We start from the raw sequence: 23,655 nt of genomic DNA on the forward strand, positions 1-23,655 counted from the left end.
ACTCGGCTCAGGCCGGAGTACTCACATCTCAACCGCGCGTGAGCAACCGGCCCCGTTCGGACTCCGACCCGCGCACCCACGTCCGACGCACCATTCCCGTCAACGTTCGATCGTCGTAGGCCGACACCGGGTTCTTGTGCAGCAGCGTCTGCGCGTCGACGGTGAACGAGGCGTCGGGCGCGAAGACGACGAGATCGGCGGTGCAGCCGACGGCGATACGCCCGCGATCAGCCAGTCCCACCTGATCGGCCGTGTTCGTGGCCATCCACCGCACTACGTCGCCCAGCGAAAAACCGCGGGTGCGGGCTTCGGACCACACCGCCGCCAACGAAATCTGCAGCGACGCGATCCCGCCCCACGCGTCACCGAAATCGCCCGTATCGAGCTGCTTGAGGTCCACAGTGCAGGGGGAGTGATCGGTGACGACGGTGTCAATGACTCCGTCGGCGAGGCCCTGCCACAGCAACTCTCGGTTGCCGGCCTCGCGGATCGGAGGGCAGCACTTGAACTGCGTTGCACCCGACGAGATGTGCTCGGCATCGAAACACAGGTAATGCGGGCACGTTTCGACGGTGATCCGGATACCGTCCCGCTTCGCGGTCGCGATCATCGGCAGGGCCTCGGCGCTGGAGAGGTGAAGGATATGCACCCGGCACCCGGTCCGACGCGATAGGTCGATCACCTGCGCGATTGCCCGGTTCTCGGCCGACCGCGGGCGCGAGTTCAGGAAGCCGGAGTACGCCGAACCGGTCGGCGCCGGCGCTGCGTCGATGGTGGCCGCGTCCTCGGCGTGCACGATGAGCAACCCGTCGAACGCGGCGATCTCGATCATGGCCTTCTCGAGCTCCGCCGCCGACAGGGGCGGGAATTCGTCGACGCCCGAGTGGAGGAGGAAGCACTTGAAACCGAAGACCCCGGCGTCGTGCAACGGGCGCAACTGGTCGAGGTTGCCGGGCACTGCGCCACCCCAGAAGCCGACGTCGACACTCGCCTGTTCGGCGGCGACACCGCGCTTGACTGCAAGTGCGTCGACGTCGACCGTGGGCGGGATGCTGTTGAGCGGCATGTCGACGATGGTGGTGATGCCGCCCGCGCGGGCGGCCCTGGTTGCACTCGCGAACCCCTCCCATTCCGTGCGCCCCGGTTCGTTGACGTGAACGTGGGTGTCGACCAAGCCGGGAATCAGGACCTCGCCGGGTCCCAGTTGCACGACTTCTGTTGCAGACGAGCGGGAGTCGATCGAGACGACGATGCCGTCGTGCACGCCGACGGTGCAGGAGATCTCGACGCCGTCCACGATGGCACGCGGCGCATGAACGATCAGGTCGAGATCAGGCACCGACATGTGGCACCTGCGATCGGTGCTCGGCGGGCAGTGCGTCCCACCATCGTGCGCGGGCGTCGGCCAGCGATTCGGAGTCCAGGTCACCGAACAACCGCAAGCGCGACAGACCGCCGTCGGGAAACACGTCGAGGCGCAGATGAGTCGCGGCGTCGTCGGTCTCGAGGGCGAAGCGGTGCCGGGTGTCCGGCTGCACTGCGGTGCGAGGCAGCAGTTCTTGCCACGCTGTGGCGTTCTCGATGTCCGATGTACGGGCGTCGGCTGTGGTGACCCGAACCCACCCGGGTGCGTTGCCCACGTAGTAGCTGGTGTCCACTTCGAGGTGCCGGGGAACGCCGGCCGCTGCGAGCGCGAAGACCGCGAAGTCGTTGCCGCCGTTACGTCTACGCGAGTTCTCCCATCCCTCGCCCATGTTGCGGGCGCGGCCGGGCATGATGATGTTCGCCGGAGACGAGTAGAACGCGTCGGAACATGCCGTCAGGGTGGCGCCGTTCTCCGCGGCGAGCAGGTCGACGGTGCCCGTGAGGAACCGCGGGTCCGGAACCACGTCGCCGTGCACTCGGAAGCGAGCTACCCCGCCGTCGGGAAAGATGTTGAGGCGCACGTGAGTCCAGCGACGTCTGTCGTCGACGGGGTAGGCATTGGCCGTGCCGCCGACGGCAGCAGACTTGTCGACGATCGTGAACCACTCGGCCTTCTCGATGTCGTCGACGGAGGGGTAGCCCTCGACGGATGCGGCTTCGACAGACACGAACGGCGGGTAGTTGCCGAGGAAGTAAGCCGTGTCGACGACAACCCCGTGCACGATGCCCGCGGCGCCCAGTCGCACGATCGCCCAGTCGTGTCCGTCGTCGCGCCGACGACGCGTTTCCCACCCGTCGTACACCTTGCCCTTGTGTCCGAACTCGTTCGGATCGAAGAACGGCGCCTCCGGCCGAATGAGGTTCTCGCGCTGAGCAAAGAGCTCGTCGTTGGCGGCGCACACGCTGCCGCCCAGAGCTCGCGAGGCGAGGTCGGTGAAACCGGTGAACGGCTGGGTTGTCATGAAACTCCTTCGAAGATGTGTGTTGATGTTGCAATGGTGCGGCCGATCCGTCGCAACAGAGTCGACGCGAATCGGATGGACGTCCCGAGGTCGGGTTCGAGATCGGACAGGGCATAGGACTCCACGACGCCGTACTCGGCCAGCCGGTCGCGACTCAGCACGATTCGTCCGGAGACGGTGACGACCGGAACACCACACCGGTGTGCAGCCGTTGCCACACCGATGGGCGCCTTGCCGTGCAGACTCTGCTCGTCGAGTGAGCCCTCGCCGGTGACGACGAGGTCGGCGGTCTGCAGCTGGGTGTGGAAATCGACGAGTTCCAGGACGGTGTCGATACCGGACCGCACGGTGGCACCCAGAACCGCCATGGCGCCGTAGGCAGTTCCGCCTGCAGCACCCGCCCCCGACGCGGTCGAGTCGTAGCCGACAAGGGACGCCCAGTGCATCATCGATTGTTCGAGGACGAGCAGTTGTTCCGCGTCGGCTCCTTTCTGGGGGGCGTACACGGCGGTGGCGCCGAGTGGACCGAGCAACGGGTTGTCGACGTCACAGGCAAGCTGGAATGTGGCAGCACGTGCCGCCGGAAGAACACCGGCGAGGTCGAGTTCGGCGGCCTCGCGCAACGAGCCGCCACCCTCTGGTAGGTCGTGTCCCTCCGCGTCGAGGATCCGTGCCCCCAGCGCACGGAGCAGGCCGGCGCCACCGTCGGTGGATGCGCTCCCGCCCAGTCCGATCACCACGCTGCGTGCGCCAGCCGTCAGGGCATGAGCGACAACGGTTCCGAGACCGAACGTGCTCGCGCCCAGGGGGTCCGGAACACCACTGGGTAACAGACCTAATCCCACCGACGAGGCGAGCTCGACGACTGCGACCTCGCCTCGTCGTGCATAGGAGGTGTCGACGGGACTACCGGTGGGGCCCGTCGTCCAGACGCGCACCCGGTCCCATCCGGCCGCGACGGCGGCGTCGACGGTTCCGTCGCCGCCGTCCGCCACCGGCAAGGACACGATGTCCCACGTCGGATCACCCGAGGTCATCCCGGCGGCGAGCGCGGCGGCTACCTCGGCCGCGGTCACCGATCCCTTGAACTTGTCCGGAGACAACAGAACTCGGGTCACGATCAGTCCAGCATGAGCAGGGCGGTCGGGGCGTCGGCCGACGACATCGCCAACTCTTCGAATTCGCCCACGTTGTCCAGTTCGGTACCCATCGAGATATTGGTGACGCGTTCGAGCACGATCTCGACCACGACGGGCACCTTGTGTTCGGCTGCGAGCGACCGTGCCTTGGTGAGCGTTTCGGCAATCCTGTCGGGCTCGGTGACGCGGAGCGCCTTGCATCCCAGACCCTCGGCCACCGCGACATGGTCGACGCCGTACCCCTTGGGAATTCCCGGCTGTTCGTCGATCGGGTCGGTGTGGTTGATGTTGTCGAACCCGAGCTGCACACAGAAGTCCATGTCGAACGCTCTCTGGGCCTGACGAATCAGGCCGAGGTACGAATTGTTCACCACGACATGCACGTAGGGCAGATTGAACTGCGCACCGACGGCGAGTTCCTCGATCATGAACTGGAAGTCGTAGTCACCCGAGAGTGCGACGACCGTCGAACCGGGATCCGCCGCCACCACTCCGAGAGCGGCCGGGATGGTCCACCCGAGCGGTCCGGCCTGACCGCAGTTGATCCAGTTCCGTGGCTCGTAGACGTGAAGGAACTGTCCGCCGGCGATCTGCGACAGCCCGATGGTGCTGACGTAGCGGGTGTGCCGGCCGAAAGCCCGGTTCATCTCCTCGTAGACACGCTGGGGTTTGATCGGAATGTCGTCGAAGTGAGTGCGTCGCTGCATCGTCCGCTTGCGCGTCGCACAGTCCTCGACCCATCCCGACAGATCGCGGATGCGTCCGGCCGCACGGCGTTCTCGCGCCACGGCGACGAACTGCTCCAGTGCCGCTCCGGCGTCGGAGATGATGCCGTAGTCCGGAGCGAAGACGCGACCGATCTGGGTCGGCTCGATATCGACGTGGACGAACGTCCTGTTCCCTCGGTAGGTGTCGAGACCACCGGTATGCCGGTTCGCCCAACGGTTTCCAATTCCGATCACGAAGTCCGAGGCCAGAAGTGTCGCGTTGCCGTACCGGTGCGAGGTCTGCAATCCGACCATGCCCGCCGCGAGACGGTGATCGTCGGGAATGGTTCCCCACCCCATGAGAGTCGGTATGACCGGCACGTTCAGGATTTCGGCCAGTTCCACCAGCAGCTCGGACGCGTCGGCGTTGACGATGCCCCCGCCCGCCACGATCAGTGGACGCTCGGCCGAGAGCAGCATGTCGATCGCTTTCTCAGCCTGCGCACGTGACGCGCGCGGTTTGTGTACGGGCAGCGACTGGTACGTGTCGGGGTCGAAGTCGATTTCGGCCATCTGCACGTCGATGGGGAGGTCGATGAGAACCGGGCCGGGTCGACCTGACCGCATCAGGTGAAACGCTTGCGCAAAGGCGCCGGGCACCTGCGCCGGCTCCAGCACGGTCATCGCCATCTTCGTCACCGGTGCTGCGATGGACGCGATGTCGACCGCCTGAAAATCTTCCTTGTGCAGTCTGGCCACCGGTGCCTGGCCGGTGATCGCCAGGATCGGAATCGAATCGGCCATGGCCGAGTACAGCCCGGTGATCATGTCCGTGCCGGCCGGACCCGAAGTGCCGATGCAGATTCCGATGTTTCCGGCTTTGGATCTTGTGAATCCCTCGGCCATGTGCGACGCACCTTCGACGTGGCGCGCGAGTACGTGGCGGATCCCGCCGTGCGCTTTCATCGCCGAGTAGAAGGGGTTGATCGCGGCGCCGGGAAGCCCGAATGCCGTGGTGGCACCCTCGAGTTCGAGAATCTTCACTGCGGCATCCGCCGCGCGCATGCGTGTCATGTCAGTTCACCTTTCCTGCGAGCCGTTCGACGCCGCGGAAAAGCGCGGAGTGATCGAGACCACCGTCGCCGTTCGCGCGCGCGGACGCCATGAGTTGGGTCAGCAGAGCGCCGACCGGTGTGATGACGCCGGCTTCACGAGCAGCGGACGTCACGATGCCGAGGTCCTTGTGGTGCAGGTCGATTCGAAAGCCGGGCTCGAACGACCGGTCCAGCATCTTCTGCGCTTTCTGGTTCAGCACGGCCGATCCGGCAAGTCCACCGCCGAGAACCTCGACGGCCGCCGGCATGTCGACGCCGTACGCCTCGAGGAACGCGATGGCCTCGGCGAGCAACTGGATGTTGCCGGCGACGATGAGTTGGTTCGCCGCCTTCACCGTCTGGCCCGCTCCGTTGGGTCCGACGTGGACCACCGTCTTTCCGACGGCGTCGAGAACGGGTTTGGCCGCCTCGAAATCTTCCGCGTAGCCGCCGACCATGATCGACAGGCTCGCGTTCTCGGCGCCGGCCTGCCCCCCGGACACCGGTGCGTCGATGATGCGGAAGCCACGTGATTCGGCCTCTTGCGCCAGGTTCGCCGTGACATCGGGGCGGATGCTCGAGAAATCGATGATCAGGGCGCCGGCGGGTGCGTTGTCGAACACGCCACCCTCTGCGGCGAGCACGTCCTGCACGTCCGGCGAGTCGGGGACCATGACGGCGACAATGTCGGCCCCGATGACGGCCTTGGCGATGGAGTCGGCTGCCGATCCGCCCGCCTCGACGAGTGGGGCGGTGCGATCGGGGGACAGGTTGTACCCGGTCACTTGGTGACCGGCCTTCGAAAGATGAACGGCCATCGGGCTTCCCATGATGCCGAGTCCGATGAATGCAATGGTGCTCATATGATGTGTCCTTACTTCGAGACTGCGGGGGAGAGCCAGTCGAACGTGTCGCTGCGAGTGGCCTTGTATTCGAGTCCGACGGTTCCGTCGTAGCCGTTCGACCTCAGTTGGGCGAGGTACTTCGCGAGATCGAGTGCGCCGGTGCCGGGTTCGCCGCGCCCGGGGGAGTCGGCAATTTGCACGTGACCGATCAGCGGGGCGTAGGCGTCGAGGGCTCGCGCGATGTCGTCACCGTTGACGTCGAGGTGGTAGAGATCTGCCAGCAGACGGAGGGAGTCGACGCCGCGCGCGCTCACTCGGTCGATGACGGCAACCGCGTCGGCGGCTGTCTTCAGCGGGTACGCCGGGACGCCGCTCACCGGTTCGATCAAGACGACTCCGCCGATGCGAGCGGCCGCCGTGCCCGCGGCAACGAGGTTGTCGGTGGCTGTCTCGTCCTGTGTCTGTGGATCGACGCCCTCGATCCGATTGCCGTACAGAGCATTGAACGCCGTGGTGCCGAGACGTTCGCCGATTCCGACGGTCACGTCGATGTTGTCGCGGAAGGCGGAGATCTGCTGAGGGTCCGACAGAATGCCACGATCACCCGCGGGCATGTCGCCGGCGGCGAAGTTGAGGCCGGTGAGCTCGACGCCCGCGTCCTGTACGGCCGAGACGAAGGCGTCGACCTCGGTGTCCGTGGGAACCGGCGCTGCGAAGGGCCACCAGAATTCGACGCGATCGAATCCGTGGTCGCGAGCCGCCTGCGGACGATCGAGCAGTGGCACGTCGGTGAACAGGATCGAGCAGTTCACGGCGAAGGAATACTGTTCCATGTCAACTCTTTTCATGTAGGTGTGGGCAGTCCGCGGTATCGACGCCAGCTCCCTGTCTCGGTGATGTCGGTCAGATCGCCCGATTGCCCGTCGAGCACCCCCGGTCGCAGACCCACGGCGAGTACCGAGCGTCCGTCGTCGAGAGCGACGACGGTGAGTTCGAGCTCGGGTGGTTCGTCGGGCAGAAAGGTGGTGCGGATGTCGTCCATCGGAATCTCGTACAGCTCACCCTCGATGGCGGCGCCGGCCTGCTGATCGAGAACCAGGGCTGGGAATTCGTCGCGAACCGAATAGAAGCGATAGGTGGGAACGGTGCGGACAGTTCCGAGGAACGTGTGATCGGCGACGTTGTGATGCAGACTTCCGCCGCGCATCGCACCGCCGTTGCAGAAAAGGTGTGCCATCGAACGAACCTCCAAAATCCGTAATGCGGAATACAAATTCCACTGGCCAGACGAGTGTTGCGCGTCACATCAGCAAAGTCAACCGCCGAATTCAGGGCTTGACACTGGCTGTGACCGCTGTCACGCTGCAATATATGGAATCTTTGTTTCGCAATGCGGAATCAGGTGAGCTCCGGGTCGACGACATGCTCCGTAGCGAGGCACGCGACCTGCTCCGTACATGCCTCGACATTCCCCGGTGGGTCGATGCACTCCTCGACGGGCGGCCATACTTCACCGGTCCTGCTCTCCGCGACGCGGTCATGACGGCCGCTGCACCGTTCACGTCCGACGAGATCGACAATGCGCTAGGGCACCACCCGCGTATCGGGGACAGACCGACAGGCGACGACGCACACGCGGCGAACGCACGCGCCGAGCAGTCCGGTGTCGACGCGACTCACGTCCAGATTCGAGCTCGGCTGGACACCGGAAACCGTTCGTACGAGGCACGTTTCGGTCGTGTATTCCTGATTCGAGCGGCCGGCCGTGACGCCGACGACATCCTGCGGGAGCTCGAGCGGCGACTGCAGAACGACGCTGCGACCGAACTGGGGGTCGTCGAACACGAACTACGGGAGATCGCTGCCGTCAGGCTGACCGGCGGGGCGCTGCGATGACCGACCGCAGTCACATCACCACTCACGTTCTCGACGCTGCCAACGGATCACCCGCGCAGGGCGTTTCGGTCGAGCTTGCTTTGCTTGCCGACGGCTGGAACGCGGTGGCCTCCCGCACTACCGACGAACAAGGTCGGATCTCCGATCTCGGCCCCGCCGCGTTGGAGCCCGGAATTTACCGACTGACGTTCGACACCGCGTCCTACTTCGGCCGTGACGTCCGCTCGACCTTCTACCCGCGCATCGACATCACGGTGGAGATAGCGGCGGTCGACGAGCACTACCACGTTCCCATCCTCCTCAGCCCGTTCGCTTTCACCACCTATCGAGGGAGTTAGACCATGAGCAAGATCGTTCTCGGAGCAAATCAGTACGGCAAAGCAGAATGCCGGCTGGTGCGCATCGATCGGGACACACCGCGTCACCGCATCACCGACATCAGCGTCACCTCCCAACTGCGCGGCGACCTGTCCGCTGCGCACACCGACGGTGACAACAGCCACGTCGTCGCCACCGACACCCAGAAGAACACCGTCTACGCCTTCGCGCGTCACGGAATCGGCGCCATCGAAGAGTTCGCCCAGCGCCTCGGCCGGCACTTCACCGCAGACTTCGACTGGATCACCGGCGGCCGCTGGGAGATCGAGCAGTACTCGTGGGATCGCATTCCGACCGGACCGGAGGGGCACGACCATTCCTTCGTCCGTGCCGGCGACGAGAAGCGCACCACCATCGTGACGATCGAGGGCCCCGACACCTGGGTCGTGTCCGGGCTCAGCGACCTCGTCGTCCTGAAGTCGACGGGGTCGGAGTTCTGGGGATTCCCCACCGACGACTACACGACACTGAAGGAGACGACCGACCGAATCCTCGCGACGTCCGTCAGTGCGCGCTGGCGCTACCTCACCACCGAGCTCGACTTCGACAAGACGTTCACCGACGTTCGGACGATCATGTTGGACACGTTCGCGACCGTTCACTCACTCGGCCTGCAGCAGAGCCTGTTCCAGATGGGGACCAACGTTCTCGAGGCGCACCCCGAGATCGGTGAGATCAAGTTCTCGATGCCCAACAAACACCACTTCCTCGTCGACCTCGAACCTTTCGGTCTGGACAATCCCGGTGAAGTGTTCTACGCCGCGGACAGGCCGTACGGACTGATCGAAGCGACCGTCGAACGTGACGACGCCCCCGACGCGGGTCGCGCCTGGGACACCGTCGCCGGATTCTGCTAGGAGCCCACGATGAAGCACCCGGCGCACGATCCTGCCCGCCCAGAAGACGAGCGGTTGAGTTTGGGTAAGACGTACCTGTACGGCTTGCAACACATTCTGACGATGTACGGCGGCGTCATCGCGCCGCCGCTGATCGTGGGCGGCGCGGCGGGATTGTCCACCACCGACATCGCGATACTCGTATCGGCGGCGCTGTTCGTCAGCGGGGCGGCCACCCTCCTGCAGACGCTCGGTCTTCCGTATGTGGGTGCCAAACTGCCTTTGGTGCAGGGCATCTCGTTCGCCTCGGTGTCGACGATGGTTGCGGTGGCAAGCGGTCCCGGCGGGCTGAACGCGGTGTTCGGTGCCATCATCGCGGCCGGCGCCATCGGCATTCTGATCACACCGTTCTTCAGCAAGATCGTGAAGTTCTTCCCACCCGTCGTGACCGGGACGATCATCACCGTCATCGGAGTCTCGTTGTTGCCGGTGGCGTGTCGGTGGGCGATGGGGGGAGTGCAGACTGCGCCCGACTGGGGATCGATGTCGAACATCGGTCTCGCCGGCTTCAGCCTTCTGGTGGTGCTGATCGTCAGCCGTCTGGCCACCGGAACGTTCTCCCGCCTGTCCATCCTCATCGGGATCGTGGCCGGAACCGTGTTCGCCGTGTGCATCGGCAAGGCGGACTTCTCGGATCTTGGCGCCGGCGCGTTCTTCAGCTTTCCGGAGCCGTTCGCGTTCGGCACTCCCACATTTCAGATCGGCGCCGTCATCTCGATGGTGGTGGTCATCCTCGTCATCATGACCGAGACGACAGCGGACATTCTTGCCGTCGGCGAAATCGTCGGTACCAAGGTCGACGCCCGACGCGTCGGTGACGGACTTCGCGCGGACATGCTTGCCACCACCGTCGCGCCGATCTTCGGAACCTTCCCGGCCAGTGCCTTCGCGCAGAACGTCGGACTCGTCGCCGTCACCGGTATCAAGAGTCGCTTCGTGGTGGCGGCCGGTGGCTCGGTACTGCTTTTCCTCGGACTGTTCCCGGTTCTGGGCAGACTGGTTGCGGCCGTGCCGCTTCCGGTCCTCGGCGGCGCGGGCATCGTTCTCTTCGGATCGGTGGCGGCGAGCGGGATCCGGACGTTGTCGAAGGTCGACTTCGACGGCAACCTCAATCTGGTGATCGTCGCGGTTGCCATCGGCTTCGGCGTCGTGCCGATCGCCGTTCCCGGTTTCTGGTCGGCATTCCCGGAATGGGTGCATGTGGTGTTCGATTCCGGCATCAGCGCCGCCAGCATCGTGGCCGTCCTGCTCAACATCTTCTTCAACGAGTTCACCAAGGGACGGCGATCCTCACCCTCCGTGCTCGCAGCCTCACCGCCGATCGAGTGATCTTCCACTTCGTGGAATAAGGTGGCCGGTATGGAGTCCGGTGGTGGCGTGCAGTCCGTGGAACGTGCTTTCGAACTGCTCGAAATCATGGCGGGGGCCGGCGGATCCGTGGGAGTCAGCGAACTGGCCGAGGCAGCGGAGCTGCCGATGCCCACCATTCACCGTCTGCTCAAGACGCTCGTCGCTCTCGGGTACGCCCGCAGATTGCCGTCGAGGCGATATGCGTTGGGAACCAAGCTCATCGGTCTCGGTGAGAGCTCGACGAAGCTCATCGGTTCCTGGGCGCGACCCTATCTGGCCGAGCTGGTGAAGATCACGCACGAAACGTCGAACATGGCTTTTCTCGAAGACGACATGGCGGTCTACGTGGCGCAAGTCCCGTCGGAACACGCCATGCGCATGTTCAACGAGGTGGGGCAGCGGGTGTACCCCCACAGCACCGGAGTCGGAAAGGCGCTGCTGGCACAGCTTCCCGACGATCAGGTGCTCGCTCTGGTCGGCCGAACCGGCATGACGGCGAAAACCGTGAACACCCACACCTCCACTGCGGCGTTGCTCGACGACCTCGCAGTTATTCGTGAGCGGGGGTATTCGATCGACGAAGGGGAGCAGGAAGTCGGCGTGCGATGCTTCGCGGTACCCGTCGTCGGGGCACCCACGCTGACCGCGATTTCCATTGCCGGCCCGGCTGCCCGCGTCACCCTCGACACCGCCGATCGGTATGTGCCGCTGCTGGTTTCGGCCGCACAGAGGTTGGCGAAGGATCTGGCCAGCGATGGACCGACCAGATGATGCGCGCCGGGAGGTCGGCACGGTGAACTGTGAACACCGCCAACTCGACTACGCCGTCCGGTTCGACTGGGGCGGAACCGGTGCCGAGGCCATTGCCGCCGACACTGCCGTAGTCGTGGATGTGCTGTCGTTCACCACCACGCTGTCCGTTGCTGTCGACGCGGGAATCGAGGTGCTCCCGTATCGGTGGCACAAGTCGGCGGCCGACTTCGCTCGGCGCAACGACGCCGTACTGGCCGTGCCGCGCAGCACGGCCGGCCCCGACGACATCAGCCTGTCGCCGGCCACGATCCGGTCGGCGCCGACGCCCGCACGCCTGGTGCTGCCGTCGCCGAACGGTTCGACCATCGCGCAGGGGCTCCAGTCGAGGCCGGTGATCGGTGCGTGCCTGCGCAACGCGTCAGCTGTCGCGAACCACATTGCGCGACAGTTCGATACGGTGTCGATCGTTGCAGCAGGGGAGCGGTGGCCGGACGGGTCCCTCAGGCCCTGTGTCGAGGACTTGTGGGGCGCAGGGGCGGTGATCCTCGAGCTGATCGAAGCAGGTTCGATTGCGTCACCCGAGGCGCATGTTGCTGCCGATGCGTGGGCTGCGGTCCGAGACAACGTGTCGACGGCAGTGCGCGACTGCGCCTCCGGCCGTGAGCTGATAGCGATGGGGTTCCCACAGGACGTGGACATCGCGACCGAGGTCAACGCGAGCGTGTCGGTTCCAGTGCTCCGTGCGGGCGTGTTCGTAGCGGGGTGATGGGCGTGGAGTTCCACTCGAGCCTCCGCCGACCCGGAACTACACTTGCTCCATGGCTGAACTATGGGTCGAGCGCACTGGAACCCGTCGCTACACCGGCAAGAGCTCACGCGGTGCGGAGGTGCTGATCGGCTCCGAGGACGTCGACGGTGTCTTCACTCCCGGGGAACTCCTCAAGATCGCCCTGGCGGCGTGCACGGGAATGAGTTCGGACACGCCGCTTGCCCGACGATTGGGCGACGACTACGACGCCACGGTCAAGGTTTCCGGTGACGCAGACCGCGAGAACGAGCTCTACCCCGAGCTGAACGAGGTGCTGCAACTCGACCTCAGTGAGCTCGATCCGGACGCGCGCGAACGTCTGCTGTCGGTCGTGGGTCGTGCTGTGGACAAGGTGTGCACCGTGGGCCGCACGCTGAAAGCAGGCACGACGGTGAACCTCACCATCGAGGCGGACCAGTGACCGAGCGCCTCAGCGCGTGGGTCCACGGACACGTCCAGGGTGTCGGTTTTCGGTGGTGGACGCGATCGCGCGCGCTCGAACTCGGACTGGTGGGCTCGGCCACCAACGCCGTCGACGGGCGGGTGCATGTGGTCGCGGAAGGACCTCGCCTGCAGCTGGAATCGTTGCTGGCGAAACTGCGGTCGGGTGACACGCCAGGCCAGGTGAACACCGTGGTCGAGAGGTGGGAACAGGCGAAGGGCGGACTGGACGGGTTCGTCGAACGCTGACCTCGAAAGCTGAAACAGTCCAGCGTTGAACCACTTCCACACCACTCCGCAACTGCTTCGTGACCGAGGCGAAATATTAGCGAGGTTAAGCTGCCCGGACGGTAATAGACCATCCGGAAGGTTTGCTGCAGTGCTTCGACGCATCACCTTGTTCCTCGTCACCGCAGTTCTGCTGTCGGTGGCATACGCCGCTCCGGCTTCCGCCGAGGGAGCCCGGATCGACCACATCGACCGACTCTCGGATCGCGTCGACGTGGTGTACGTCTACTCGCCGTCGATGAACCGGGTCATTCCTAATCGTGTCGTCCACCCCGTCGGCGGGCAGCGGGCACCGACCTTCTACCTGCTGACCGGCGCAGGCGGCGGCGAAGACGGCATTTCGTGGTTCGACAACACCGATGTCGTCGGCTTTTTCTCGAACAAGAACGTGAACGTCGTGATGCCGGTCGGCGGCCGATTCAGCATGTACACAGACTGGCAGGCGGACGACCCGATCCTCGGCAGGAACCAGTGGACGACGTACTTGACGCGTGAACTGCCCGGCGTGATCGACAACCATTACGACACGACGCGGGTGAACGCCATCAGCGGCGTGTCTATGTCGGCTGGACCTGCCCTCGATCTTGCGATCCAGGCGCCTTCCCTGTACCGCGCCGTCGGCTCCTACAGCGGATGCGCCCGTTCCAGTGACGTTGTGGGCGTGCTGAATACCGCCGCCGTCGTCACCCGCGGCGGTGGAAACATCGTGAACATGTGGGGAGTGCCCGGCGGCGGTTCGTGGGCCGCCCACGACCCCTGGCTGCGTGCCGGTGAGTTGCGCGGCAAGGCCATCTACATCTCCGCCGCGAGCGGACTTCCCGGCCCGATCGACGGACCGCTGGTGGTTCCCAGTCCGGTCGAGGCGGTAGCGGACGGGTGCACGGCCTCCATGGCGTCGCGGCTCTCGGAACTGGGCATCCCCGCGACGTACGTTCGGCGGTCCGAAGGTGCACACACCTGGGGCTTGTTCACCGCCGACCTGTACAACTCGTGGCCGATGATCGCGGGCGCCATCGGCGCGTGACGGGCGCGGGCCGGGCAACCCGGTAACCTCAACCGCCATGTATCTGAAGAGTCTGACGCTGAAGGGCTTCAAGTCCTTCGCTTCGGCGACGACTCTGCGTTTCGAGCCCGGAATCACCTGCGTCGTCGGACCGAACGGATCAGGCAAGTCGAACGTCGTCGACGCGCTCACCTGGGTCATGGGGGAGCAGGGCGCCAAAGCGCTGCGCGGCGGGAAGATGGAGGATGTCATCTTCGCCGGGACGTCCGGGCGGGCGCCGCTCGGCCGTGCCGAGGTGACACTGACCATCGACAACTCGGACGGCGCACTGCCCATCGACTATTCCGAAGTGTCGATCACCCGGCGCATGTTCCGAGACGGCGCCGGCGAATACGAGATCAACGGCAGCTCGTGCCGGTTGATGGATGTCCAGGAACTGCTCAGCGACTCGGGCATCGGCCGAGAGATGCACGTCATCGTCGGCCAGGGTCGTCTCGCCGCGATCCTCGAATCGCGTCCCGAAGATCGCCGGGCGTTCATCGAAGAGGCCGCCGGGGTGCTCAAGCACCGCAAGCGGAAAGAAAAGGCCGTCCGCAAGCTGGACTCGATGCAGGCCAACCTCGCGCGACTCACGGACCTCACCACCGAACTACGCCGCCAGCTCAAACCCCTCGGACGCCAGGCCGAGGTTGCCCGCCGAGCTCAGACGGTGCAGGCGGACCTGCGTGACGCCAAGTTGCGACTCGCCGCCGACGATCTGGTCACCCGCCGACGCGAGCTGGCCGAACAGAGTCACGACGAGAGCAGAGCACGGGAGGAGTACGCCGCGGTCCAGGATGCGCTGTCCGAAGGCAACGCAGTGCAGCTCGAACACGAGGACGCCCTCGCGCAACTCACACCGAGTGCGGAAGCGGCGGGCCAGGCGTGGTTTCAACTGTCCGCGCTGGCCGAACGTGTCGGAGCGACCGTGCGCATCGCCACCGAACGCGCCCGGCACCTCGAGGGTGCACCCGACGATCGGCGCGGGCCGGACCCGGACCAACTCGAAGCGCAGGCCGATCGGGTCGCCGAGGAAGAACTCGAGTTGACCGAGGCCGTCGAGATGGCACGCGCCACGCTGGACGCCGCCCGTGAGCAACTCGCCGAACGTGAAGAGGCTGCAGCCGACGCCGAACGCGCACACTTCGCAGCCGTTCGTGCCGTGGCCGACCGGCGCGAAGGACTGGCCCGACTGTCCGGTCAGGTCGACACCATGCGCACGCGAGCAGAATCCATCGACGCCGAAGTGGGCCGCCTCGCCGCGGCAATCGACGAAGCTCGCAGGCGTGGTGACGACGCACAGGTCGAGTTCGACAGCGTCCAGGAACAGATCGGCGTCCTCGACGCGGGCGAGGTGGGTCTCGACACGCACCACGAGCGCGCCGTCGACGCGCTCCGGATCGCGAACGAGCGCGTGACGGAACTGCAAGCGGCAGAACGGGAAGCAAGCCAACGCGTCGTCTCGCTGCGCGCCCGCATCGACGCTCTGGCCATGGGTCTCGAGCGTAAGGACGGCGGTGCGTGGCTCGGCGACAATTCGTCGACCGTACGGGGGCGCCTGTCCACGGACATCACCGTCGAGTCGGGATACGAGATTGCCGTCGCAGCCGCCCTCGGCGCAGCCGCCGACGCAGTGACCGTGGACGACGCCGACGGAGCCCGCGCTGCCGTGCAAGCGCTCAAAGACGGTGACGGGGGACGGGCCGCCATCGTCCATCGGATCGCAGCCGACGCGGCGAACGTCGACCGGTCCATCGGCGACGCCCGTTGGGCTCTGTCCGTCGTCGATGCGTCGGAGTCGGTCCGCGGAGCCGTCACCGCGCTGTTGCGCCACACCGTCCTGGTCGACTCGGTGGCCGCGGGAGTTGCTCTCACCGAAGCGAATCCGGATCTGCGAGCTGTCACGCGCGACGGCGACCTGATGGGCGCCGGATGGATCACCGGCGGCTCGGAACGCCAACCGAGCACCATCGAAGTACAGTCCGCCATCGATTCGTCGGTCGAGGAGCTTGCGGCGTCCGAACGGCTCGCGGACGAACTGGCGGCGGCACTGTCCGGGGCTCTCGACGAACAGTCCGATCGCCGCGATTCTGAGGAGCAGGCTCTGGCGGCACTCAACGAGTCCGACGCGGCCATGGCTGCGGTCTACGAGCAGCTGGGCCGGCTCGGTCAGGTGGCACGGGCCGCCCATGCCGAATCGGCGCGGCTGCAGACGCAGCGTGACGCTGCCGAGACCGGGCGAGACGGGGCGTTCGCCTCCCTCGCCGAACTGGAAGAGCGGCTTCGTAACGCGGAGCGTGACCAGGGGGACGACGACACCGCCGACGACAACACCGGTACCTCCGCCGAACGTGAGATGGCAGCCGCGGCCCTCGTCGAGGTTCGAGCCGTGGAAGTCGAGGCCCGCCTCGCTGTCCGCACTGCCGAAGAGAGAGCGGAATCCGTTCGCGGCAAGGCAGATTCGCTACGTCGAACGGCGCGGATCGAGCGGGAGGCACGAGTGCGTGCGGAACGGGCAATGGCCGCGCGAGCCCACTCCGCTGCCGTCGCGTCTGCCGTCGCCGATGCCGGCACACGGGTAGCGGCCCGTCTGCAGGTTGCCGTCACGGAAGCCGCGACCCGGCGAGACGAGATCGGCCGTCGACGCGCGGACCGAGCCGGCGAGCTCGAGCGGGTGAAGGAACAGGTTCGAGCCCTCTCCGGTCGGCTCGCTCAGCTCAACGACGCCGTGCATCGTGACGAGGTGGCACGTGCGCAAGCAGCGTTACGGATCGAGCAGCTCGAACAGACCATCTCGGAACAGTTCTCGATCGCACTCGACGATCTCGTCGCCGAATACGGCCCCGACGTCACGCTGCCGCCGACAGAACTCGAGATGGCGGAATACGAACAGGCGAAGGAGCGCGGCGAAACCGTCGTCGCCCCGGCGGCGATGCCGTTCGACCGGGCAAGCCAGGAGCGTCGCGCGAAGCGCGCCGAGAAGGACCTGGCCACCCTGGGCAAGGTGAATCCGCTTGCTCTCGAGGAGTTCGCGGCGCTCGAGGAGCGGTACAACTTCCTCTCCACTCAGCTCGAAGACGTCAAGAGTGCCCGAAAGGACCTGCTGGGTGTGGTCGCCGACGTCGACGCCCGCATCCTCCAGGTATTCACCGAGGCGTGGCTGGACGTCGAACGCGAGTTCGTCGGTGTGTTCGCCAAACTGTTCCCCGGCGGCGAGGGACGGCTCATCCTCACCGACCCGTCCGACATGCTGACCACCGGCATCGAGGTCGAGGCGCGTCCACCGGGCAAGAAGGTCAAGCGGCTGTCGCTGCTGTCCGGTGGGGAGAAGTCGCTGACCGCGGTGGCCATGCTCGTGGCGATCTTCCGCGCCCGCCCGTCTCCGTTCTACGTGATGGACGAAGTCGAGGCGGCTCTCGACGACACCAACCTGCGCCGGCTGATCGGCCTGTTCGAACAACTGCGCGAGAAGTCGCAGCTGATCGTCATCACCCACCAGAAGCCGACGATGGAAGTGGCGGACGCGTTGTACGGGGTAAGCATGCGCGGCGACGGCATCACCACCGTGATCTCCCAGCGCATGCGCGGACGTGACCTTCCGGTCGCGGAGCCGGCGGCCTCCGAGGCGGCGGCACAGGTCCCCGTCGAATCCTGATCGAACCGGCTGACAGGATGATCGAGTGACTACTGGAGCATGGATTGCCGTCGCGGTCGTCGTCGCCGTCCTGATCATCGCCCTCGCTGTCGGCCTGGTTCTGCAGCGCCGCCGTCGGATCTCGCTGTCGAGCGCGGACACGACAGCCGCCGTCGACGAGGGAAAGAAGAAGGACCGCTCGGGTGGGTACACCGCCGGGACCGGGTTCAATTTCTCGCAGGGCGGGTCGACGCCCACCCTGGACCCGCCGAAGCCGTCGCCCGTGCCGGTGGAGCGAACGGATACGGATGATCAGCCGCGGGTCGGTGACGACGCAGCGATCCCGCGCGACGCACCGAGGCGCGGCATCACGAACGTCGGTCTGCCCGATCCGGTCGCCGAACAGCCGGTCGACGACACGCCCGTCGCCGAGAAGCCGGTCGTCGAGAAAACCGTCACCACCCCCGACGAGGTGGAAGGCGACGACTTCCCGTCCGCCGAAGATCCGGCTCCGGTGGACATCGCCCCCGACCCGATCGCGACGGCCACGCCCGTCATCGACGACATCGATCCCACGGCCGGTCGCCTCGACCGCCTTCGCGGGCGGCTGTCCCGATCACAGAATGCCGTCGGACGTAGCCTTCTCGGACTTCTCGGCGGCGGTGACCTCGACGAGGACTCGTGGGAAGAGGTCGAGGACACGCTGCTGGTTGCCGACCTGGGCAGCGCCACCACGAACGAGATCATGACGACGCTGCGCGAGCAGATGGCCGTGCGGAACGTGCGCACGGAAGCGCAAGCGCGTGCCCTGCTCCGAGAGGTCCTGATCGACCAGCTTTCCCCGAACATGGACCGAGCGATTCGCGCCCTTCCGCACGGAGACCGTCCGTCGGTGCTCCTCGTGGTCGGAGTGAACGGCACGGGAAAGACGACCACGACGGGCAAGTTGGCGCGCGTTCTCGTCGCCGACGGTCGTCGCGTGGTGTTGGCGGCAGCCGACACGTTCCGTGCCGCCGCTGCGGACCAACTGCAGACGTGGGCCGAGCGGGTGGGCGCCGAAGTGGTGCGTGGCAAGGAAGGCGCCGACCCCGCGGCGGTGGCGTTCGATGCCGTGACCAAGGGCATCACCGACGGTGTCGACGTCGTGCTCGTCGACACGGCCGGGCGTCTGCACACGAAGACGGGTCTGATGGACGAGTTGGGCAAGGTCAAGCGGGTCATCGAGAAGAAGGCGCCCGTCGACGACGTGCTCCTGGTTCTGGACGCCACCATCGGCCAGAACGGGCTCACCCAAGCGCGTGTGTTCGCTCAAATGGTCGACATCACCGGCGTCGTGCTCACGAAACTGGACGGAACGGCCAAGGGCGGCATCGTCTTCCAGGTGCAGCGCGAACTCGGCGTTCCGGTGAAACTGGTGGGGCTCGGCGAGGGTGCCGACGACCTCGCACCGTTCGAGCCGGCGGCGTTCGTCGACGCTCTCCTGGGCTGAGTGCTCGGTCACAACAGCTGAGTGCTCGGTCACAACAATTGGTCTGCGACACCGAATCGGGCGAGAAACCGGTGGACGCAACAAGGCCGAAACATAAACCGCCCATGCGTTCACACCCCTGAAACTCCACAGTGTCGTCGATGAAACTTCGCCACAGCACTCTTGCCTGCAGGTCATCAGCCGCGACCGGCTGGGCTGGAGGATGAAGGAGGAGGCTCAAGGTGGATTTCCCCACTATCGGTGCGCCCGACACCGGTGACACGGCGTGGATGCTGACAAGTGCAGCACTCGTGCTACTCATGACCCCGGGTCTTGCGTTCTTCTACGGCGGCATGGTTCGCGCCAAGAGCGTGCTGAACATGATCATGATGAGCGTCAGCGCCATGGGACTCGTCGGAGTGCTGTGGGTGCTCTACGGATACTCGATGGCGTTCGGCGAGGACAAAGGCAACTTCGTCGGTGACCCGTTCCAGTACTTCGGTCTGAAGTCGCTGATCGGCGGTGCCTACCTCGCCGAGACCGACGACGCGGGCGCAACCGTGGCCGATGCCGCGATTCCGCTGGTCGGCACCATCCCCGCAACCGTGTTCGTCGCCTTCCAGGCAATGTTCGCGATCATCACCGTCGCCCTCATCTCGGGCGCGGTCGCCGATCGTCTGCGGTTCGGCCCCTGGCTGCTGTTCGCCGGCCTGTGGGCCACGGTCGTCTACTTCCCGGTAGCGCACTGGGTCTTCGCGTTCGACGGTGTCACCTCGGAAACGGGTGGCTGGATCGCGAACAAGCTCGCCGCCGTGGACTTCGCGGGCGGTACCGCCGTGCACATCAACGCCGGCGCTGCCGGTCTCGTGCTCTGCATCATCCTCGGCAAGCGCAAGGGATGGCCGGGCACTCCGTTCCGCCCGCACAACCTCCCGTTCGTCATGCTCGGCGCCGGCCTGCTCTGGTTCGGCTGGTTCGGATTCAACGCCGGTTCGGCGGTGGGCTCGAACGGTATCGCCGGTGCCACGTTCATCACCACGGTGGTGGCCACCTGCGCCGCGATGCTCGCCTGGCTTCTCACCGAGCGCATCCGCGACGGACACGCCACGAGCCTCGGCGGTGCGTCGGGCATCGTTGCCGGACTCGTCGCGATCACTCCGTCCTGCTCGTCGGTCAACGTGGTCGGGGCCCTGGCCATCGGCGTCGTGTCCGGTGTTCTCTGTGCCCTCGCAGTGGGACTGAAGTTCAAGTTCGGGTTCGACGATTCGCTCGACGTCGTCGGCGTCCACCTGGTCGGTGGCATCGTCGGCACCCTGATGGTCGGGCTCGTCGCGACCAGCGAAGCCCCCGCGGGCGTCGAAGGCCTGTTCTACGGTGGTGGAGTCGACCAGCTGTGGCGCCAGGCCGTCGGTGCCGGTGCGGTTCTGCTGTACTCGCTGGTCGGAACTGCGATCATCGCGTACATCGTCAAGTTCACCGTCGGACTGCGTGCCGACGACGAGAGCGAGTCTCTCGGTGTGGATGAGTCCGAACACGCCGAGACGGCATACGATTTTGCTGCACTCGGTGGAAATTCGCTGGGCCGCTTGTCCAGCAAGGAGGCGTAAGAGATGAAGTTGATCACGGCAATCGTCAAGCCGTTCACGCTCGAGGACGTCAAGACCGGGCTCGAGCAGGCCGGAGTCCTGGGTATGACCGTCAGCGAGGTGCAGGGCTACGGCCGGCAGAAGGGTCACACCGAGGTCTACCGCGGTGCGGAATACTCGGTGGACTTCGTTCCCAAGGTTCGGGTGGAGGTCGTCGTCGACGACGCTGCCGTGGACAAGGTCGTCGAGGTCATCGTCGAAGCGTCCCGCACCGGCAAGATCGGTGACGGCAAGGTCTGGGTCTCCCCGGTCGAAGCGGTCGTCCGAGTTCGCACGGGCGAGCGCGGGACCGACGCCCTGTAGGAGTTCGCAAGTCTCTGCTCGATCGGTGGCCGCGTCCGCGTCGATTCGTCGGCGTGCACGCGGCCACCGGTGTCTGGATCAAATTCGGTGAAGGGGTGAGCCCATGGCTGGGAACAACGCTGCTTCCGACCTCGTCGCGGCCCGTGAGCAGTTGCTGCAGGGCGGTAGTCTCGGTCGTCGTCTGGACGCACCGGCGCTACGCCTGGCGCTCACGGATCTACACGAATTCTGGTTGACCACAAAGGGTTCCGACGTAGGAATCAAACCCGACAGCGGGTTCGCGATCGTCGCCGTCGGCGGATTGGGCCGGCGCGAGATGCTGCCGTTCTCCGACCTCGACCTGGTTCTGCTCCACGACGACATCGACCCCGCGCTGGTCTCGCAGGTCGCCGATCAACTCTGGTACCCCTTGTGGGACGCACACATCAAGCTCGATCACAGCGTCCGAACGGTGCCGCAGGCGCTGCAGGTGGCCGCGCAGGACCTCACCGCCGCCCTCGGATTGCTCGACGCGCGGCACATCGCCGGCGACGTCGAACTCAGCAACCTGCTCATCGGCGGTGTTCGCCGTCAGTGGCGCACCGGAATACGTGATCGGTTCGACGGTCTGGTCGATCAGACGCGGTCCCGATGGTCGCGTAGCGGCGAGATTGCACACCGAGCCGAACCCGACCTCAAGAGTGGTCGCGGCGGATTGCGCGACGTGCAATTGCTCGACGCGCTCTCCATTGCGCAACTCACCGACGCCATGCCCGGTCTCGGTCCCGATTCTCCCGGTGGGGGCCTGACGGCTGCCCACGAGAAGTTGCTCGACGTGCGTACCGAACTGCACCGGATCGCTGGTCGCGCACGCGACCAACTCAGGGCGCAGGACGCCGACGAGATCGCCGCGGCGCTACGCATCGGCGACCGCTTCGACCTCGCTCGGGTGCTCAGTGACTCGGCCCGCACCATCGGGTATTCCGTCGACGTCGGAATGAGAACCGCCGGCAATGCCATCCCGCGGCGGGGTCTGTCCCGCCTGCGCCGCGTTCCGGTGCGGCGTCCCCTCGACGAGGGCGTGGTCGAGCACGCCGGTGAGGTGGTGCTCGCCCGTGACGCACGGCCGAGGAAGGACCCCGGACTGATCATGAGAGTGGCCGCGGCGTCGGCACAGACCGGGATGCCGATGTCGGCGTCCACGTTGGGCCGGTTGTCCGACAGCGCTCCCGAACTCCGCGAGCCGTGGCCCAAGGAAGCGTTGAACGACCTGCTCGTGCTTCTCGGGGCGGGCCGTCGTGCGATCGCGGCCATCGAAGCGCTCGACCGCACCGGCCTGTGGGGCCGTCTGCTGCCGGAATGGGGTGCGGTACGCGATCTTCCACCGCGCGACGCCATTCACACCTGGACCGTCGACCGGCATCTGATGGAAACCGCGGCCTACGCCAGCGCGCTGACCACCCGCGTCTCGCGGCCCGACCTGCTCGTTCTCGGAGCGCTGCTGCACGACATCGGCAAAGGGCGCGGCGGGGATCACAGCGTCGTCGGCGCCGAACTTGCGACCCAGGTCGGCAAGCGCCTCGGACTCTGGCCCACCGACGTCGAGTTGCTGAGCGCGATGGTGCGGCATCACCTACTCCTTCCGGAGGTGGCCACCCGCCGCGACCTGGACGATTCAGCCACCATCGGTGGTGTCGTCGACGCGATCGGCGGCGACCAGGCTCTGCTCGAACTGCTGCATGCGCTCGCCGAAGCCGACTCGCTGGCGACGGGCCCCGGAGTCTGGGGCGACTGGAAGAGTTCGCTGATCGGTGAGCTCGTCCGTCGGTGCCGACTGGTCATGGCGGGTGACGAGCTCCCCGTTCCGGACCCCCTCGATCCCGATCTCGTCGCCCGCGCGGCGGACGGGGAGGTGGACGTCAACCTCGTTCCGTCCGACGGACCGCACACCTACGAGGTCACCGTCACCGCTCCCGACCGGTTGGGATTGCTGTCCAACGCCGCCGGGGTTCTGGCCCTCGCCTCGCTACGGGTGCTGTCGGCGTCGGTCGGCAGTTCGGCGTCCGTGGGCAGTTCGGCGTCCGTCGGCAGTTCGAGGGGTTCCGCCGTCAACCGCTTCGTCGTCGCGCCCAAGTTCGGCGCTCCGCCGCCTCCCGGCCTGCTGCGACAGGAACTCATCCGGGCCCTCGACGGTGAACTCGACCTGCTCGCCGTGCTGGACGCGAAGGAACTCGACGCGCGCGAGGACGTGCCGGCCGACGAGTTGTCGGCGGTGCCGCTCTACGCGCAGGCGCCGCCGCGCATCATCTGGTTCGACACCGCGGTGCCCGGTCAGGTCATCGTCGAACTCCGGGCCGAGGACCGCCTGGGCCTGCTGTGCCGGCTCGCGTCGGTGCTCGAGCATCAGGGCGCCGACGTGCGCTGGGCCAAGGTCGCCACACTCGGGTCGTCCGTCGTGGATTCGTTCTGCATCGACATGCCGGGCGCGAACAGCACGGAGGCGCGTCGGGAACTCGAGCGTGCGATCCTCGCCGTGGTTCCCGGCCTCGAACCCAGGAAGCCCGAGGACGCCGAAGCCGACTAGGGTGGATGGCGACCGCT

The 23,655-nt window shown here is 66.1% G+C and carries 21 protein-coding genes; 14 read left to right on the forward strand and 7 right to left on the reverse strand.

Annotation, left to right across the window (positions count from 1 at the left end):
* Positions 1-28: 28 nt before the first annotated feature.
* From allB to IEW02_RS10550, 7 genes are read right to left on the reverse strand one after another with little or no spacing between them, the layout of a single operon-like run.
* Positions 29-1,345 carry an allantoinase AllB gene (allB, locus tag IEW02_RS10520; protein WP_188544731.1) on the reverse strand — a complete coding sequence of 439 codons (1,317 nt, stop codon included), beginning with the start codon at positions 1,343-1,345 and terminating at the stop codon, positions 29-31.
* Entirely contained in the window at positions 1,332-2,387 is a 1,056-nt protein-coding gene (alc, locus tag IEW02_RS10525) for an allantoicase (protein WP_188544732.1), read from the reverse strand. The genes allB and alc overlap by 14 nt, the downstream gene beginning before the upstream one ends.
* On the reverse strand, positions 2,384-3,505 hold the full coding sequence (locus IEW02_RS10530; protein ID WP_188544733.1) for a glycerate kinase: 1,122 nt from the start codon (positions 3,503-3,505) through the stop codon (positions 2,384-2,386). Before IEW02_RS10530 ends, alc begins: the two co-directional genes overlap by 4 nt.
* A 2-nt stretch (positions 3,506-3,507) precedes the next feature.
* Positions 3,508-5,307, reverse strand: a complete 1,800-nt coding sequence (gene gcl, locus IEW02_RS10535; protein WP_188544734.1) for a glyoxylate carboligase — start codon at positions 5,305-5,307, stop codon at positions 3,508-3,510.
* Position 5,308: 1 nt separating this feature from the next.
* Positions 5,309-6,190: a 2-hydroxy-3-oxopropionate reductase gene (locus IEW02_RS10540; protein ID WP_229745933.1), complete on the reverse strand. Its 882-nt coding sequence runs from the start codon at positions 6,188-6,190 to the stop codon at positions 5,309-5,311.
* Between the two features lie 11 nt (positions 6,191-6,201).
* Entirely contained in the window at positions 6,202-7,005 is an 804-nt protein-coding gene (locus tag IEW02_RS10545; RefSeq protein WP_188544735.1) for a hydroxypyruvate isomerase family protein, read from the reverse strand.
* A gap of 11 nt (positions 7,006-7,016) precedes the next feature.
* On the reverse strand, positions 7,017-7,409 hold the full coding sequence (locus IEW02_RS10550; RefSeq protein ID WP_188544736.1) for an allophanate hydrolase-related protein: 393 nt from the start codon (positions 7,407-7,409) through the stop codon (positions 7,017-7,019).
* 134 nt (positions 7,410-7,543) lie between these two features.
* On the opposite strand from IEW02_RS10550, the gene uraD reads away from it, so the two are divergent.
* The 14 genes from uraD to IEW02_RS10620 all read left to right on the forward strand — a co-directional run bounded on the left by uraD (position 7,544) and on the right by IEW02_RS10620 (position 23,638).
* Complete coding sequence (gene uraD / locus IEW02_RS10555; RefSeq protein ID WP_188544737.1) at positions 7,544-8,068, forward strand: 2-oxo-4-hydroxy-4-carboxy-5-ureidoimidazoline decarboxylase; 525 nt, start codon at positions 7,544-7,546, stop codon at positions 8,066-8,068.
* Positions 8,065-8,406, forward strand: coding sequence for a hydroxyisourate hydrolase (gene uraH / locus IEW02_RS10560; RefSeq protein ID WP_188544738.1), 342 nt, complete (start codon positions 8,065-8,067; stop codon positions 8,404-8,406). The genes uraD and uraH overlap by 4 nt, the downstream gene beginning before the upstream one ends.
* Positions 8,407-8,409: 3 nt before the next feature.
* A complete protein-coding gene (gene pucL / locus IEW02_RS10565) occupies positions 8,410-9,303 on the forward strand; it encodes a factor-independent urate hydroxylase (protein WP_188544739.1) in 894 nt (297 codons plus the stop codon).
* Between the two features lie 9 nt (positions 9,304-9,312).
* Positions 9,313-10,671, forward strand: a complete 1,359-nt coding sequence (locus IEW02_RS10570; protein WP_188544740.1) for a nucleobase:cation symporter-2 family protein — start codon at positions 9,313-9,315, stop codon at positions 10,669-10,671.
* Between the two features lie 30 nt (positions 10,672-10,701).
* Positions 10,702-11,463 (forward strand): IclR family transcriptional regulator, encoded by a 762-nt coding sequence (locus IEW02_RS10575; RefSeq protein ID WP_188544741.1) that lies wholly within the window; start codon positions 10,702-10,704, stop codon positions 11,461-11,463.
* 22 nt (positions 11,464-11,485) lie between these two features.
* Positions 11,486-12,211: a 2-phosphosulfolactate phosphatase gene (locus IEW02_RS10580; RefSeq protein ID WP_188545282.1), complete on the forward strand. Its 726-nt coding sequence runs from the start codon at positions 11,486-11,488 to the stop codon at positions 12,209-12,211.
* A 52-nt stretch (positions 12,212-12,263) separates the two neighbouring features.
* On the forward strand, positions 12,264-12,674 hold the full coding sequence (locus IEW02_RS10585; protein ID WP_188544742.1) for an OsmC family protein: 411 nt from the start codon (positions 12,264-12,266) through the stop codon (positions 12,672-12,674).
* Positions 12,671-12,943, forward strand: a complete 273-nt coding sequence (locus tag IEW02_RS10590; protein WP_188544743.1) for an acylphosphatase — start codon at positions 12,671-12,673, stop codon at positions 12,941-12,943. Before IEW02_RS10585 ends, IEW02_RS10590 begins: the two co-directional genes overlap by 4 nt.
* 130 nt (positions 12,944-13,073) lie before the next feature.
* Positions 13,074-14,006: an alpha/beta hydrolase gene (locus tag IEW02_RS10595; RefSeq protein WP_188544744.1), complete on the forward strand. Its 933-nt coding sequence runs from the start codon at positions 13,074-13,076 to the stop codon at positions 14,004-14,006.
* A 37-nt stretch (positions 14,007-14,043) separates the two neighbouring features.
* Entirely contained in the window at positions 14,044-17,679 is a 3,636-nt protein-coding gene (gene smc, locus IEW02_RS10600; protein ID WP_188544745.1) for a chromosome segregation protein SMC, read from the forward strand.
* Positions 17,680-17,704: 25 nt separating this feature from the next.
* Entirely contained in the window at positions 17,705-19,147 is a 1,443-nt protein-coding gene (gene ftsY / locus IEW02_RS10605; RefSeq protein WP_188544746.1) for a signal recognition particle-docking protein FtsY, read from the forward strand.
* A 221-nt stretch (positions 19,148-19,368) separates the two neighbouring features.
* Positions 19,369-20,733 (forward strand): ammonium transporter, encoded by a 1,365-nt coding sequence (locus tag IEW02_RS10610; RefSeq protein ID WP_188544747.1) that lies wholly within the window; start codon positions 19,369-19,371, stop codon positions 20,731-20,733.
* Positions 20,734-20,736: 3 nt separating this feature from the next.
* Positions 20,737-21,075, forward strand: a complete 339-nt coding sequence (locus IEW02_RS10615; protein ID WP_188544748.1) for a P-II family nitrogen regulator — start codon at positions 20,737-20,739, stop codon at positions 21,073-21,075.
* Between the two features lie 103 nt (positions 21,076-21,178).
* Complete coding sequence (locus IEW02_RS10620; protein ID WP_188544749.1) at positions 21,179-23,638, forward strand: [protein-PII] uridylyltransferase; 2,460 nt, start codon at positions 21,179-21,181, stop codon at positions 23,636-23,638.
* Positions 23,639-23,655: the final 17 nt, after the last annotated feature.

This window comes from Rhodococcoides trifolii (assembly GCF_014635345.1).
In the GTDB taxonomy this organism is placed as follows: Bacteria; Actinomycetota; Actinomycetes; order Mycobacteriales; family Mycobacteriaceae; genus Rhodococcoides; species Rhodococcoides trifolii.